The organism is Limnohabitans sp. Jir72 (assembly GCF_003063575.1).
Lineage (GTDB): Bacteria > Pseudomonadota > Gammaproteobacteria > Burkholderiales > Burkholderiaceae_C > Limnohabitans_A.
Genome location: NZ_NESC01000002.1, coordinates 171,011 through 185,407, shown reverse-complemented (window position 1 = coordinate 185,407; position 14,397 = coordinate 171,011). Strand labels below are relative to the sequence as shown.

The window sequence follows — 14,397 nt, the reverse complement described above, 5'->3', positions numbered from 1 at the left end:
TGGGTCAATTTTTCAAATCAGTGGTGTCGAGCTTGGCGGGCTGAATGACAAGACCGGGTTCGGATGCAAAGCGCTTGGACAATTCGCCGGTAGCGGCCAATAGGCGCGCACGCGCCAGCCGTTCGTCATGGAAAGCGGCGCGTGCGGCACTGCGGTAATTGAATGCATCGGACTGGATGTTCAGCAAATCCAGTAATGAACGACGGGCAACACGAAACTGCAGGCGATAAGCTTCAACCACTTTGTCGCCAACATCAGATTGCGATGTGCCGGCCAGCGCACGTGAGCGCGCTGAAGCCCATTCTTGCCAGGCCAAAGCAGCTTTCTCCTTGGCGATCAGTCTGGCCTCGTCCAATGAAAATTGCGCAGCCTTTAGTTGGCCCTGCGCGCCTTCCACCAAGGCGGATGTGGCACCACCTGTAAACAACGGCGCATTCAGTTGAAGTTGAGTGAAGGTTTCAAAGCGCAGTGTGGAGCTGTTGAACTGGCGGTTCATGGTGGCGTCCAGCGTGGGCCAATACTGACCTTTGGCCATCTTGACTGCTGCTTCGGCGGCTTGTACTTGCGCTCTGTATTGCGCCAAGCTGGGCAACTCGTCGTTGACCCGCTCCATGGCCGCAGGCAAGCTCATCGGGATTTGGCCCAGGACACCGTTTTCAGACACGGCAATGTCAAGACCCACGGGACGTGCGTCCATCTCATCGGGCCAGAACCGGCGCAATCTTTGAATGGCTTGGACCAAATCGGCTTTGCGTTGTTGTAAAGACAAGGCCGCGTTTTCCGTGCGCACCAAGGCCTGCTCGTAATCAATCCGACGACCGACATCCACCGCAGAAATTTTTTGAATATCGCTCAATGTTTCGTTGTGCGAATTCAGATTACGCACTGCCAAACTGTATAAATCAGCGGTCTTGTCCCAGTTCAGATAAGCCTCGGACGCTTGCAAGGCAACATCTTCAACGGTCCCGTCACGTTGGAACTCGGCGGCCCGTGTCAGGGCTTCGGCGCGCGTGGCCTCTGCTTCGATTTTTCCGCCAGACCAGAGGTTGACTTTGGCTGTGGGTGATAGGCTTGAACTGCCCACTGAAGAGGGTGTTGTTCCCGATGCATAGTGGTTGCTGGCCAAGGTCATCCCAATTTGGGGTTGATGGGCGCTTCGGGCTTTGTCAATCTCGGTGCGTGCTGCCTGAGCCTTGGCATTGGCCGATTGGATTGAGGGGTAGGCTTGCAAGGCGCGCTCCACCACTTGCGGTAAAGTTTGTGCGCTCAAGTTGTCACATGCCAGTGCAAAAACTGTCAACGCGAATATCAGAGATGTGCCAATTTGGCGTTCCTTAAAAGGCAAAAACGGACAAATCGGTTTTTGATGAACAAGTTGATGCATCGAAGATCAATTACCAATTACATTAAAAGTGCAATTTTCAAGTCGAAAAGTTATTTGTAAATCCGCTATTTAGCGTACGCTAAATGGCGATTTGCGACGGCGAAATTGAAAAATGCCTTGTCTCTGAGTTGACCTGATGCTCAAGACACTTGCCTTGAGAATGAGCCGATGCAAAACATCCGATCTCCCCTTCAGGCGCAGGTGGTTCAGTGGCTCGTTCAGTCGGGCGATGCAGTAGCCGCAGGCGATGTACTGGTCATTGTGGTGGCCATGAAAATGGAGCATGAAATCCGGGCACCGAATGCGGGCCGCTTGGATGAGCTGTTCTTTCAGCCCGGTGAGTCGGTCAACGAGGGAGAGGCCCTGGGCACCTTGCAGCTCATCGCAACGCGCGATGCCGCGCCTTCATCGGTCCATGCTGCGTCCAGAGCCATACCTTTCGCAACACCCGATCCTGGCGCGATGCGGGCGGATCTGCAGCAACTGCAAACGAGCCTGGCCTTCACGCAAGATGCGCAGCGCCCAGAAGCCGTGGCCAAGCGCCATGCATTGGGTTTGCGCATGGCGCGCGAGAACATCGCCGATCTGTGCGATGCCGGCAGCTTCATCGAATACGGCGCGCTGGCCGTCGCCGCGCAAAGCCGCCGCCGCTCGGCCGACGACCTGATGCGCAACACCCCGGCGGACGGCATGGTCACTGGCATCGGCCAGATCCACGGCCAGCGCGTGGTGGTCATGGCCTACGACGCGACGGTGCTGGCTGGCACGCAAGGCATGCGCAACCACCAAAAGACCGACCGCATGTTGGGCATCGCGCTGCAAAACAACTTGCCCGTGGTGCTGTTTGCCGAAGGTGGTGGCGGCAGGCCAGGCGATGTGGACGTGGCCACCGTGGCCGGGCTCAACCTCACGACCTTCGCCGCCTTTGCCCGCCTCAATGGCCGCGTGCCGGTGGTGGGCGTGGTGGCGGGGCGATGCTTTGCGGGCAACGCGGCTTTCCTCGGTTGCTGCGACGTGGTCATCGCCACAAAGGACAGCAACATCGGCATGGGCGGCCCGGCCATGGTCGAAGGCGGTGGCCTGGGCGTGTTCAAGCCCGAGCAGATTGGCCCCAGCGCCGTGCAGCACGGCAATGGCGTGATCGATGTGCTGGTGGACGACGAAGCGCAGGCGGTGGCGGCGGCCCGGCATTACCTCTCGTTTTTTCAAGGCGCTCAGTCCGATGGGCAAGCCCCCCCAGCAGAGGCTTTGCGCCAGGTGGTGCCCGAAAACCGCTTGCGTGTGTACGACACCCGCACGGCCATGCAGGGCATCGCCGATGTCGGCAGCCTGCTGATGCTGCGCACTGGTTTTGGCGTGGGCATCCACACCGCGCTGTGCCGCATCGAAGGCCGTCCGGTGGGCATGCTGGCCAACAACCCCTCGCACCTGGGCGGCGCGATCGATGCGGATGCCGCCGACAAGGCGGCGCGTTTCATGCAGCTGTGCAACGCGCACGGCTTGCCCATCGTGAGCTTGGTGGACACGCCCGGCTTCATGGTCGGGCCGGACATGGAAGAAAAAGCGCAGGTGCGTCACGTCTCGCGCATGTTCATCGCGGCAGCCCATTTGCGGGTGCCCTATTTGAGTGTGGTCTTGCGCAAAGGTTATGGCCTGGGCGCGATGGCCATGACGGCAGGGGGCTTTCACGAGCCGCTGTGCAATGTGGCCTGGCCCACCGGCGAGTTTGGCGCGATGGGCCTGGAGGGCGCGGTCCGCCTGGGTTACCGCAAAGAACTTGAAGCCTTGCCGGAAGGCTCCGAGCGCGAGGCCTTGTTCGACCAGTTGCTGGCCCAGCAATACGACAACGGCAGTGCCCTGAACATGGCCACCACGCTGGAGATCGACGCCGTCATCGACCCCGCCGACACCCGCCAGTGGCTGGTGGCGGGTCTGCAGTCAGGGCGGGTAGCGCCAGCTGCAGGGCCATTGTCGATCGATACTTGGTGAAGCGCAGCCTGTAGGAGCAGCACCCTGTGCGCGATTCAGGCGCTGGGGCGGCGCAGGCATCGCGCACAGGGTGCGGCTCCTACTGGGCCAGGTAACCGATGATGTCTGCCTTTACTGCGCCTGAAAACCGCTGGCCTTGATGATGCGGGCCCAGGTGGCGGTGTAGGCCTTTTCGCGGGCACCCAGTTGCTGAGGCGTCATGTGGCCCACGGTCAGGCCCATGGCGGTCAGTTGGGCTTTCACGTCCGGTTGGGCCAGCACTTTGGCCAAGGCGTCCGAGGTGCGGTCGACCACGGCCTTGGGTGTGCCTGCGGGCGCGAAGATGCCGTAGTAAGGCAGGTCTTCAAAGCCCGTCAAACCCAGTTCTGCAAAAGTGGGCACATCGGGCAACAGCGCCTGACGGTCCTTGCCCAGCAAGGCCACCATGCGGACTTTGCCCGCCTTGTGGTTTTCAATGAAGTCGGGCACCGAGGCTACGCCCGCCGCGATCTGGTTGCCCAGCATGTCGGCCATCATGGGGGCGCTGCCACGGTAGGGCGCAGCGGCCAGGTCCAGCTTGTATTTTTCGCCGATCACTTTGACCAAAAATTCAGGCACCGACGCGGGCGCGGGCACGCCCACGGTGTCCTTGCCTTTGGATTTGACCCAGGCCACGTACTCGTTGAACGATTTGGCGGGCGTGCCGCCGGACACGGCCAAGCCGTTCACAAAGGTGGCAAAGCCGGCCACCGGCGTGAAGTCTTGGGCGGGGTTGAAGCCAGGGTTTTTGACCACTTGCGGCAGGATCGAGATGGTGTGGTCGTGCGACAAAAACAGCACCGTGCCGTCCGCGGGCGCGGCCTTCAGGGCTTGGGCAGCGATCTGGCCACCGGCACCGGCCTTGTTTTCGACAATCACGTTGGCGCCCAGAGGCTCTTTGAGTTTTTCAGCCAGCAAACGCGCAATCGCATCGGTGCCACCGCCAGGCGGGAAACCCACCATCAGCTTGATGGTGGTGTCGGCTTGGGCCAGGCTGCCCAGCAGCAGGCTGCTGAGGGCCAGTGCTTGAACGAGGCGGCGGCGTGCGGGTTGGAAAAAAGTCATGTGGGTCTCCGGGTCGAGGTGCTGATCTGTTGAATTTATCACTTGCGTGGGGTTCAAACCTTAGACGCACGAGCAGGCAACACCGTACCCACACATTCGCCAAAGCCAATGCGCGCTGCGCCATCGCGCTCGCACCAGCCGCGCAGCACAACGCTGTCGCCGTCTTCCAGCCACGTGCGTTGCTCGCCATTGGGCAGGGCAATCGGGTTCTTGCCACCGGTGGTCAGCTCGATCAGTGCGCCCGCCTGGTCGAGTGTGGGGCCTGACAGGGTGCCGCTGCCCAGCAGGTCGCCCGGCTGCAGGTTGCAGCCGTTTACGGTGTGGTGCGTGACCATTTGGGCCAACGTCCAGTAGGCGTGGCGGTAGCTGGTGCGGCAGATGCTGGCGTCGGCCTGGCCGTCTTCGCGCATTTGGGGCGTTTGCAGGCCCACTTGCAGCTGGATGTCGAACGCGCCACCGGCACGGTTGGCGGCCGAGTCCAGATAGGCCATGGGCTGCGGGTCACCCTCGGGGCGGGTGAAGGCCACGCGGTAAGGGGCCAGCGCTTCGATCGTCACCACCCAGGGTGAGACTGTGGAGGCGAAGTTCTTGGCCAGGAAAGGGCCGAGTGGTTGGTACTCCCAGCCCTGGATGTCGCGGGCCGACCAGTCGTTGAGCAGGCAGATGCCAAACACATGGTCTTCGGCTTCGGTGATGGCGACCGGCTCGCCCAAAGCGTTGCCGCTGCCGATGAAGATGCCCAGCTCCAGCTCGATGTCCAAGCGCTTGCAGGGGCCGAATGCGGGCTCGGTGGCACCGGGCGGCATGGTTTGGCCGACAGGGCGAGGGAACTGCTGGCCCGAGATGCCAATGCTCGACGCGCGGCCGTGGTAGCCAATCGGCACCCATTTGTAGTTGGGCAGCAGCGGGTTGTCGGGGCGGAACTGTTTGCCGATGTTGGTCGCGTGGTGGACCGAGGTGTAAAAGTCGGTGTAGTCGCCAATCCGGGCGGGCACGTCGTATTCGGCTTCGGCTTGCGGCACCAGGCACGCTTGCAAGGCGGCTTGTTCGGCAGCACCTTCACGCAGGGCGCGTGACAGGGCCATGCGCAGGGCGCTCCACGCCGTCGTGCCCAGGGCCATCAGGGCGTTGAGCTTGTCTTGCGCACCCGCTTGCGCAGCGGCAGCGGCTTCACCGGTCAACACGCCAGCCTTGGCCACAGCGGCCAAGTCCAGGATTTGGTCGCCAATGGCCACGCCACCACGGAAGGCTTCGCCAGCCCCCTTGCGGCGGAACACCGCGAACGGCAAGTTCTGGACGGGGAAGTCGGTGTCCGGGGCGTTGGCCGAGGCCACCCAGCTTTGGAGCGCGGGGTTGTGCGTTTCGTTCAGTGTGCTCATGTGGGTCTCGTTCTTGTGTCGGGGATTCAAAGGTCTTGCAGGGCGGTGTCGACCTGCTGCTGAAATCGCGTGGCATCGCCCAGTGCTTGGGCCTGGAGCAAGGCCAGCTTCACCAGAAACAGCTCGGCCTTGTCAGCGCCTGCTTGGTCAATGGCCGTGGCCAGTGCGTCGTAGACGGTTTCGAGGCCGCCGATGGTGAGTGCTTTGTCGGTCATCTTTTTTCCTTATTGCGGCAAGACGTTAGTCAGTGCGGCTTGCAGGCGCGTGGCATCCAGTGTGATCCAGCGCGCACAAACGTGTTGGTCGGGGCGCAGCAAATAGGCACCACCGTTGGCGGCCACACCATAGCGCTGGCGCAGATGGCCATCGGCGTCGGGCAAGTACTGGTCGGCCCCGACCACAGCTTGAGCCGCCCCCACGGCGGTCACTGTGAGGGGCATGCCTGTTGCACGCGCTGCGCTGATCACTTGTTGCAGCGCCTCAGGCAAATCCGTGTCGGTGAAGTACAGCAGGTCAAAACCGCCGCCCAGGTGGTCGAGCAGAAAGTCGTTCACGCCCAAGCGCACGTTTTGCGGCGGTGCGCCGTGCGCCGGACCGCTCTTGAACAGGCCGTTGTCATCACCCGCGCTGTTGAGTACCGAATGGGTGTACTCGTGCGGCCGCGAGGTGCGCCAGTGGTACAGGGGGCGCACAAATTCTTGCGTGAGCGAGAGCGACAGCACCGCATCGCGCAGCAACCTGAAGCCCCGGCTGGGCGGCGCCATGAAGCGTGTGCTTTTGCCCGCTTCGGTGATGATCTCGCGCGCCGCGCCCACGCGCTCGGTGCTGTGGTTGGCCAGCAGCTTGTGGCTTGCCAGACCCTTGACCACAAAAGCCAGATGCCAGCCCAGCGACTGCGCATCCTGAAACGCCGTATTGGCCCCCCGCACCCCAAAGATGGGCAGCAGGTGCGCCGCGTCGCCTGTGAAGATCACGCTGCCGTGCACAAACTCGGGCAAGGTGAGCGTGCGGGCTGAATAGACCGAAGACCAGTCCATCTCCCACTTCAAGCCTGCGTGCCCGATCATGGCGAGCTGCGCGTTGATGCGGGCCTTGAGCGATTCGGGGCGCAGCGCTTCTTCGGGCGTCTCGCCCGGCGGCAGCTGGTAGTCCACGCGCCAGATGCCGTTCGGTTCGCGGTGCATCAAGATGGTGTTGCCGGGGTTCCACTCGGGGTCGAAATAAGCCAGTCGCTCGGTGGGAAAGGGTAAGTCGATCTTGATGTCGGCGATCACGAAAAAGCCTTCGTAGGACGCGCCTTCCATCTGCAGGTTCATGGCGCTGCGCAGACCTGAGCGGCCCCCGTCGGCGGCCACGACCCAGTCGCTTTCCAACGCATAGGGGCCTTCGGGCGTGTCGACTTCCAGCAGGGCGTAGCCGTCCTTCTGATCAACTTTGTTGACCTTGTTGCCCCAGCGGAAGTCGATCAGCGGGTTCGCTTTGCAAGCGTCGTGCAGGTACTCCTCCATGAACTGCTGCTGCACATTGATGATCGGAAAGAAGCGGTCATCGGGGTCGTGCGGCGCTTCCATGCGGAACACGCGCTGACCCCGGTAATAAGAGTTGCCAAAGCGCCAGGACAAACCGCCTGCGGTCATGCGGTCGGCCACGCCCACTTGCTGCAAGATTTCCATCGAGCGGCGGGTGAAGCAAATCGCCCGGCTGCCCTGTGAGAGCTGCAGCTCGGCGCTCAGCACCACGCTGGGCACGCCGTGGCGAGCGAGTTCGAGCGCGGTGACCATGCCGGCTGGACCGGAGCCGACGATCACGACTTTTTGGCGGTCTTGCTGGGGGTGTGCCGAGGCCAGCCAGGGCTTGAAAACCTCGTAGGTGTAATAGATCGAAGGGCGTGCCTCGGTGCTGGGGGTGTGCATGGTCTGGTGTTGTGGTTTGAGGATCAGCGGTGCTGGATGGATGAATGGGCACCCTGCGGGGCATCCGTCACAACTCCCGGTCGGGCATGGGCAATCAGCCGGTCGAACATGGCGCTCAGCGTGGCTTGTTCTTTGGCCGTCAGGCAGCCAAAAATTTCGTCGTTGCGTTGGCTGATCAGTTGCATAGTGCGCGTGAACAATTTGCGTCCGGTAGGCGTGAGTGTCAGCACCACGCCCCGGCCATCACCCGGGTGGTCGGCTTTGCGCACCAGCCCTTGATCGACCAGCGCCTGTGCAGCGCGGCTGGCCTGGCCCTTGTTCAGGTTGGCTTTGTCGGCCAGTTCCTTGACCGACAAAGGTTCAAACGTCCCAATCGTCGTCAGGCACCGCCCGTCGCTCATCGACAGGCCCGTGCGCTCTGGATAGACCGACTGGCTGTCCATGTCGGTCAGCTTGTGCAGCTGATGCAGCCGGTAGGTCAGTGTGCGGTTGAGTGGCGCGCCAGGTGTGCCAGCGCTGGGCGGTTTTGGGGGTGTGGTCATGGGCCAAATGGGTTTTGGCCAGATTGTAGAGAAAACTGGTTGCGTGCGCAACCAGTTGGGGTTGATGAATTTTTGTAGGTCGGTGGCTTCAGCCCCGACATGGTGGACCGCATGCACTTGTCGGGGCTGAAGCCACTGACCAACAAATGCTTTGTCAAAATGAATGCTTGATGACTCATAAAAAGAGTGGCTCAATCCATTCAAAAAGGGAGAGCCCGCCATGCAATACCGTCGATCGAACATCCCGGGGGGCACGTACTTTTTCACCGTCGTGACCCATCAGCGTGCACCGTGGCTGCGAGAGACGTCGGCAGTTACTGCCTTGGGTGATGTGATGCGGCTTGTGCGTGCGCAACGCCCATTTGAAACCCTGGCGATGGTGGTCATGCCTGATCACCTGCATTGCATCTGGCGTTTGCCTGGCGATGACGCCGATTTTTCGACCCGCTGGATGCTGATCAAGCAAGGCGTTGTGCATCGCTTGCGTGGGCGCATGGGTGTTCAGACTTTTTGGCAAGCGCGTTTTTGGGAGCAAACCTTGCGTGACGAGCGGGATGTGGAGCAGCACACGCACTACATCCATTTCAACCCGGTCAAGCATGGGCTTGTGCCGCAGGTCGGTGATTGGCCGCACAGCACTTTTCACCGGTATGTGAAGAACGGCATTTACCCTGCTGATTGGGGCACGGCCCCCGGCGTGTTGCCTGGCGTCAGAGAGTGAAGCGTTTGTAGGTCGGCGGCTTCAGCCCCGACAAGTGCGAGTGGTTCATCATGTCGGGGCTAAAGCCGCCGACCTACAGAAGACTACCAACACACGGGTTTCCTGTAGGTCGGAGCTTCAGCTCCGACGATGCCTTGGTGGCGTTGAAGATGCCAGATTTGCCAAGGCCGCACGTCGGGGCTAAAGCCGCCGACCTGCAAAAACCAACAGTTCAAAACCGTGGCAAATCCGGGTGCTTGATCGCCCCCGCCCGCACCAGCATCTTGCCGTATTCGGCGCAGCGGTTCAGCGTCGGAATGACCTTGCCGGGGTTCAAAAGGCCTTGCGGGTCAAAGGCGCGCTTGACGGCGAACATCTGTTCGTTTTCTTCAGAGCTGAACTGCACGCACATGCTGTTGACCTTCTCGATGCCCACGCCGTGCTCGCCCGTGACGGTGCCGCCCATGGCCACGCTGGTTTCCAGGATGTCGGCGCCAAACAGCTCACAGCGGCGCAGCTGGTCGGGGTCGTTCGCATCGAACAGGATCAGCGGGTGCAGGTTGCCGTCGCCTGCGTGGAACACGTTCAGGCACTTGAGAGCGTATTTTTCTTCCATCGCGGAGATGGCTTCCAAAATGTCGGCCAGGCGCTTGCGCGGGATGGTCGAGTCCATGCACATGTAGTCGGGGCTGATGCGGCCCGACGCCGGGAAGGCGTTCTTGCGGCCGCTCCAGAACTTCATGCGCTGGGCTTCGTCGCGGCTCACCGTGATGGCGGTGGCCCCACAGCCGCGCAGCACCTCGCTCATGCGGCCAATTTCTTCTTCCACTTCTTCGGGCGTGCCGTCGCTCTCGCACAGCAAGATGGCCGCCGCGCTCAGGTCGTAGCCTGCGTGCACAAAGTCTTCGACCGCGATGGTCATGGGGCCGTCCATCATCTCGAGACCCGCCGGGATGATGCCTGCCGCGATCACGGCGGCCACCGCGTCACCGGCTTTGCGCACATCGTCAAAGCTGGCCATGATGCAGCGGGCCAGTTGCGGTTTGGGCACCAGCTTGACGGTGACTTCGGTCGTCACGGCCAGCATGCCTTCGCTGCCCACCAACACGGCCATCAGGTCATAGCCCGAGGTGTCGAGCGCATCGCTGCCAAACTCGATGGGGTCACCTTCGACGGTGAAGCCGCGCACTTTGAGCACGTTGTGGACGGTGAGGCCGTATTTGAGGCAGTGCACACCGCCTGAGTTTTCGGCGACGTTGCCGCCAATCGTGCAGGCGATCTGGCTCGACGGGTCGGGTGCGTAATACAGGCCGTAGGGCGCAGCCGCTTCGCTGATGGCCAGGTTGCGCACGCCGCACTGCACCACGGCCGTGCGGCTCACGGGGTCCACGGTTTTGATCTGGTTAAAGCGCGCCATCGACAGCGTCACGCCCATGCGGTGCGGCATGGCGCCGCCCGACAGGCCCGTGCCCGCACCGCGTGCCACCACCGGCACTTGCAGCGCGTGGCAGGCCCGCAGCAGGGCTTGCACCTGCGCTTCGGTTTCGGGCAGCGCCACCACCAGGGGCCGTTCGCGGTAGGCGGTCAGGCCATCGCACTCGTAGGGCGTGGTGTCTTCGGGGGTGTAGAGGATGGCGTCAGCCGGCAGCACCCGGCCCAGGGCCTGCACCACAGCGCGTTGGCGCTCGGCACGTTCGGTGGTGTTCAGTTCGCGGGTTTCGGCGGGGGTGTTGGCGCTCATGGCATGCAAAACCTTGAAAGTAAGACGCAACTGTAAGCGCAAGCCACGTGTGCGGGGCTGAAGAATCTTTGACGATGGCGTGAATTTAAGACGTCACAGACATGGGTTGTGCATTGATGGGTCAGGTAAAGCCAATGCGCTGAAACAGTCCGCCAGGCAAGCGTCCAACCTGGCCCAACAACTCCAATTCCAGCAACTGCGCTTGCAGTTGCGCGGTCGGCCAGCCGCAGCAAGCTTGCAAAGCATCCAGACCGACTGGATCCAGGCCGATCCAGCGAAGCAATGCATCTTCTGTTTTTTCGTTGGCGCTTGCATTGACCAGTGTCGATGGCACTTGAGCGAATGGGTCAGGCAAGCGCAGCTCTTCGAGCACATCTTGCGCCGATTCCACAAGCTTGGCACCTTGCTTGATCAGGGCGTGGCAGCCCTTGGCCTGAGCAGAGTGGATGGAGCCCGGAATGGCCAGCACATCGCGACCTTGCTCCAGTGCCTGTTTGGCGGTGATGAGTGAGCCCGACTGCAGGGCCGCTTCCACCACCAAGGTCGCGTGTGAGAGCCCTGCGATGAGGCGATTGCGTTTTGGAAAGTTGGCGTTCAGCGGTGGCGTGCCCAGGTGGTACTCGCTGAGGATCAGGCCGCGCTGCGCGATGCTGTGGGCCAGTTCGCGGTGCTGGCGCGGATAGACGCGGTCCAGTCCTGTGCCGACCACGGCCACGGTGGCCAGCGCTCCCGTTGGTGCCCCCAGCAAAGCCCCCTCGTGCGCCGCCCCATCGATGCCCAGCGCAAGACCTGAGACGATCGTCAGACCGCTGCCTGCCAAGCTTCGCGCAAATTCACGCGCATTGGCCTGGCCCTGAGGGGTGGGGTTGCGGCTGCCTACCATGGCCAAGCATTGTTCTGCGTTCAGGCGGCCCAGTGCAGCGGTTTGGCCCAGAGCGTAAAGTATCAGTGGTGGGTCGGGCATGCGCAAAAGGGGTGCCGGGTAGTCTGCATCGCCCAAGGTGACCATGGCGTGCGCCATGGTCGAATCGGGGTTGTGCTGTAGCCATGTCCAGGTGTCGCGACTCAGTTCCGCCCACCCATCGGGTGTGCCCACCAAATGCCTGGCCTGCGCGGCCGAGACGACTTGGCGCAAAGCCGATTCGGTTTGGGCAAAGATGCGGTGCGGCAGACCAAAAGCGGCCAGCAGTTTGCGTGCGCTCTCGTTGCCAACGCTGGGCGTGAGCGACAGCCGCAGCCATGCGCCCAACTCTTCGGGGGTATTCACCATCCATGTCTCCCTGTGCAGCCTGGTTGCCTGTCTTTGCAAGCATTGTGGTGGCCTCATCCGGTCGGCGTCAAGTCACACAGGTGTGGGCTCAGAGTTCGTGGAAAGCACTGCGCGTATGAAACTGCGACGACTAAAATCAGGCCCGCTCTCACCTACAAAGCGCCGCATGAACAGTCTATTCAAAAGCCAGCCGTGGCATCCCACCTCCATGTTGATGGTGTTGGCCGCATGGCTCAGTGTTGCTGGCAACTTGCCGATGTGGATCGCTGTGTGGCAATTGCCGGAGTCTCAGGGGCTCAAGGCTGTGATGACCCTGGGCAGCCTGATACTGGTTTTGTACAGCATGATTTGTTGGTTGTTGCTCCTTTTGGTGTGGCCCAGATGGCTCAAGCCGGCGGGTATCGTGTTCATGATGGTGGTGACATCCAGCAGTTATTTCATGCTGACCTACAACGTGGTGATTGATCCGAGCATGATTGCCAATGTCGTCCATACAGATGCGCGCGAGGTGCGCGATCTGCTGTCATGGCGGATGTTGGTTGCCGTGTTTTTTGGGGTCTTCTTGCCGGGTGTTTGGTGGTGGCGTCAGCCTGTGAAGGCGGTGCGCTTCAAACCGCTTGCGCTGCGCCAGCTGGGCCTGTTTGTACTGGCTTGGGTCATGATGTTCGTGTTCGTGTGGCTGTCTTTTCAGGACCTGGCTTCCTTGATGCGCAACCACACCACCTTGCGCTACATGGCCAACCCCTTCAACAGCGTGTATGCGGTGGTGCGTTTGTCGGTGGGGCAGGCTTCGCAAGCGGCCAAACCCTTGCTGCCCATTGGTGAGGACGCCAAGCTGCTGGCCGTGCCGGATTCGGAAAAAGACGCGCCCCTGATCGTGCTGGTGGTGGGCGAGACGGTGCGTGCTGCCAACTTTGGCTTGTCCGGATACACGCGCCAGACCACGCCGCAGTTGAGCCAGCTCAAGGCGCAAGGCGACTTGGTGTATTTCTCGGACGTCAGCTCCTGTGGCACCAGCACCCAGACATCCTTGCCCTGCATGTTCTCGCACCTGGGCAAGACCGCTTATGAAAACAGCGATCAACCTTATGAAGGCTTGCTCGACGTGTTGCAGCGCGCGGGGCTTGCCGTGCTGTGGATCGACAACCAGTCCGGATGCAAAGGCGTGTGCGATCGGGTTTCAAAATGGGAAACCCAGGCCTTGAAGGTGCCAGAGCTGTGCCAGGACGGCGAATGCTTCGATGAAATCATGCTGCAGGAGTTGCCCAAACAGCTGGCCTTGCTGGACCCGGTCAAGCGCGCCAAAGGCACGGTGGTGGTCATGCACCAGATGGGCAGCCACGGCCCGGCCTATTACAAGCGTTCGCCGCAGGCCATCAAGCAGTTCAAGCCCGAGTGCCAAAGCAGCGCGCTGCAAAACTGCCCGGTTGAGCAGATCGTCAATGGCTACGACAACTCGGTGCTGTATGCCGATCACTTTGTGTCTCAAACCGTCAAGTGGTTGCAGGCGCAAGCGCGTCCCACGGCTTTGATGTATCTGTCGGACCATGGCGAGTCGCTGGGCGAGAAGGGCTTGTACCTGCACGGTATGCCCTACCGCATGGCCCCGCGCGAGCAAACCCATGTGCCCATGCTGGCCTGGCTGTCCAAGCCTATGCAAGCGCAGCGCGGCTGGCGCATGGCCTGTCTGCAAAGCCAGGCGGACAAACCGATGTCACACGACAACCTGTTCCACTCGATGCTGGGCTTGAGCCAGGTCGCCACGGGCCTGTCCAAGCCACAGTTGGACATCTTTGCCGGCTGCTCGGCTGGCCGTTGAACGGCAGGTCCATTCGAAATTAGGGACAATAGGGGATCGGTTCTGACCTTTGCCCTATTTGATCCATGGCCCTGCTTCCCATTCTTTGCTATCCCGACCCCCGCCTGCACAAGGTGGCCCAGCCCGTGGCTGCGGTGGACGACCGTCTGCGCGCCTTGATCGACGACATGCTCGAGACCATGTACGAGGCCAACGGCATCGGCTTGGCCGCCACGCAAATCGATGTGCACCAGCGTCTGGTGGTCATCGACACCTCGGAAGAGCGCAACAAGCCTTTGGTGCTGATCAACCCTGAGATCATCTGGATGAGCGATGAGCGCGTCAAAGGCGATGAAGGCTGCCTGTCGGTGCCCGGCATTTACGACGGCGTGGAGCGCGCCACGGCCGTCAAGGTCACGGCCCTGGACCGCGATGGTCAAACGCAAAACATCGAAGCCGAGGGCCTCTTGGCCATCTGCATTCAGCACGAGCTGGACCACCTCAAGGGCAAGGTGTTTGTGGAATACCTCTCGCCCCTCAAGCAAGGCCGCATCAAGACCAAGATGGTCAAAGCCCAAAAAGCCGAGCGCTGAGCGGT

12 protein-coding genes are annotated in these 14,397 nt (G+C 61.6%); 4 read left to right on the top strand and 8 right to left on the bottom strand.

What is annotated here, in order from left to right; translation table 11 throughout:
- Positions 1–4 precede the first annotated feature (4 nt).
- A complete protein-coding gene (locus tag B9Z52_RS03835) occupies positions 5–1,270 on the bottom strand; it encodes a TolC family protein (protein WP_158270506.1) in 1,266 nt (421 codons plus the stop codon).
- Between the two features lie 291 nt (positions 1,271–1,561).
- Between B9Z52_RS03835 and B9Z52_RS03830 the strand changes: the two genes are divergently transcribed.
- Positions 1,562–3,373 carry a carboxyl transferase domain-containing protein gene (locus B9Z52_RS03830; RefSeq protein ID WP_369907848.1) on the top strand — a complete coding sequence of 604 codons (1,812 nt, stop codon included), beginning with the start codon at positions 1,562–1,564 and terminating at the stop codon, positions 3,371–3,373.
- A 111-nt stretch (positions 3,374–3,484) separates the two neighbouring features.
- On the opposite strand, the gene B9Z52_RS03825 is transcribed toward B9Z52_RS03830, so the two are convergent.
- From B9Z52_RS03825 to B9Z52_RS03805, 5 genes are read right to left on the bottom strand one after another with little or no spacing between them, the layout of a single operon-like run.
- On the bottom strand, positions 3,485–4,456 hold the full coding sequence (locus tag B9Z52_RS03825) for a Bug family tripartite tricarboxylate transporter substrate binding protein (protein WP_108412527.1): 972 nt from the start codon (positions 4,454–4,456) through the stop codon (positions 3,485–3,487).
- A 53-nt stretch (positions 4,457–4,509) separates the two neighbouring features.
- The gene (gene fahA / locus B9Z52_RS03820; protein WP_108412526.1) at positions 4,510–5,835 is read right to left on the bottom strand and encodes a fumarylacetoacetase; all 1,326 of its coding nucleotides are present in this window, start codon (positions 5,833–5,835) and stop codon (positions 4,510–4,512) included.
- Between the two features lie 26 nt (positions 5,836–5,861).
- A complete protein-coding gene (locus B9Z52_RS03815) occupies positions 5,862–6,050 on the bottom strand; it encodes a DUF2783 domain-containing protein (RefSeq protein WP_108412525.1) in 189 nt (62 codons plus the stop codon).
- 9 nt (positions 6,051–6,059) lie between these two features.
- Positions 6,060–7,748 (bottom strand): FAD-dependent monooxygenase, encoded by a 1,689-nt coding sequence (locus B9Z52_RS03810; protein WP_108412524.1) that lies wholly within the window; start codon positions 7,746–7,748, stop codon positions 6,060–6,062.
- Positions 7,749–7,771: 23 nt separating this feature from the next.
- Positions 7,772–8,290 carry a MarR family winged helix-turn-helix transcriptional regulator gene (locus tag B9Z52_RS03805; RefSeq protein ID WP_108412698.1) on the bottom strand — a complete coding sequence of 173 codons (519 nt, stop codon included), beginning with the start codon at positions 8,288–8,290 and terminating at the stop codon, positions 7,772–7,774.
- 220 nt (positions 8,291–8,510) lie between these two features.
- On the opposite strand from B9Z52_RS03805, the gene B9Z52_RS03800 reads away from it, so the two are divergent.
- Positions 8,511–9,011, top strand: a complete 501-nt coding sequence (locus tag B9Z52_RS03800) for a transposase (protein WP_108412523.1) — start codon at positions 8,511–8,513, stop codon at positions 9,009–9,011.
- A gap of 211 nt (positions 9,012–9,222) precedes the next feature.
- Here B9Z52_RS03800 and B9Z52_RS03795 read toward each other — a convergent pair whose 3' ends face one another.
- Together B9Z52_RS03795 and dprA are read right to left on the bottom strand one after the other, a co-directional pair.
- Positions 9,223–10,731 carry an FAD-linked oxidase C-terminal domain-containing protein gene (locus B9Z52_RS03795; protein ID WP_108412522.1) on the bottom strand — a complete coding sequence of 503 codons (1,509 nt, stop codon included), beginning with the start codon at positions 10,729–10,731 and terminating at the stop codon, positions 9,223–9,225.
- Positions 10,732–10,852: 121 nt separating this feature from the next.
- Entirely contained in the window at positions 10,853–12,001 is a 1,149-nt protein-coding gene (gene dprA, locus B9Z52_RS03790) for a DNA-processing protein DprA (RefSeq protein ID WP_108412521.1), read from the bottom strand.
- A gap of 166 nt (positions 12,002–12,167) precedes the next feature.
- Here dprA and B9Z52_RS03785 point away from each other — a divergent pair, with 166 nt between their 5' ends.
- Positions 12,168–13,820 (top strand): phosphoethanolamine transferase, encoded by a 1,653-nt coding sequence (locus tag B9Z52_RS03785; RefSeq protein ID WP_233251803.1) that lies wholly within the window; start codon positions 12,168–12,170, stop codon positions 13,818–13,820.
- Positions 13,821–13,885: 65 nt separating this feature from the next.
- Positions 13,886–14,392 (top strand): peptide deformylase, encoded by a 507-nt coding sequence (gene def / locus B9Z52_RS03780; RefSeq protein ID WP_108412519.1) that lies wholly within the window; start codon positions 13,886–13,888, stop codon positions 14,390–14,392.
- Positions 14,393–14,397: the final 5 nt, after the last annotated feature.

What these genes read in the sequence shown, in the direction of transcription:
- B9Z52_RS03810 (WP_108412524.1), bottom strand. Translation starts at nt 7,748, where the DNA reads ATGCACACCCCCAGCACCGAGGCACGCCCTTCGATCTATTACACCTAC.
- B9Z52_RS03815 (WP_108412525.1), bottom strand. Translation starts at nt 6,050, where the DNA reads ATGACCGACAAAGCACTCACCATCGGCGGCCTCGAAACCGTCTACGAC.
- dprA (WP_108412521.1), bottom strand. Translation starts at nt 12,001, where the DNA reads ATGGTGAATACCCCCGAAGAGTTGGGCGCATGGCTGCGGCTGTCGCTC.
- fahA (WP_108412526.1), bottom strand. Translation starts at nt 5,835, where the DNA reads ATGAGCACACTGAACGAAACGCACAACCCCGCGCTCCAAAGCTGGGTG.
- B9Z52_RS03795 (WP_108412522.1), bottom strand. Translation starts at nt 10,731, where the DNA reads ATGAGCGCCAACACCCCCGCCGAAACCCGCGAACTGAACACCACCGAA.
- B9Z52_RS03800 (WP_108412523.1), top strand. Translation starts at nt 8,511, where the DNA reads ATGCAATACCGTCGATCGAACATCCCGGGGGGCACGTACTTTTTCACC.
- B9Z52_RS03805 (WP_108412698.1), bottom strand. Translation starts at nt 8,290, where the DNA reads ATGACCACACCCCCAAAACCGCCCAGCGCTGGCACACCTGGCGCGCCA.
- def (WP_108412519.1), top strand. Translation starts at nt 13,886, where the DNA reads ATGGCCCTGCTTCCCATTCTTTGCTATCCCGACCCCCGCCTGCACAAG.
- B9Z52_RS03825 (WP_108412527.1), bottom strand. Translation starts at nt 4,456, where the DNA reads ATGACTTTTTTCCAACCCGCACGCCGCCGCCTCGTTCAAGCACTGGCC.
- B9Z52_RS03785 (WP_233251803.1), top strand. Translation starts at nt 12,168, where the DNA reads ATGAACAGTCTATTCAAAAGCCAGCCGTGGCATCCCACCTCCATGTTG.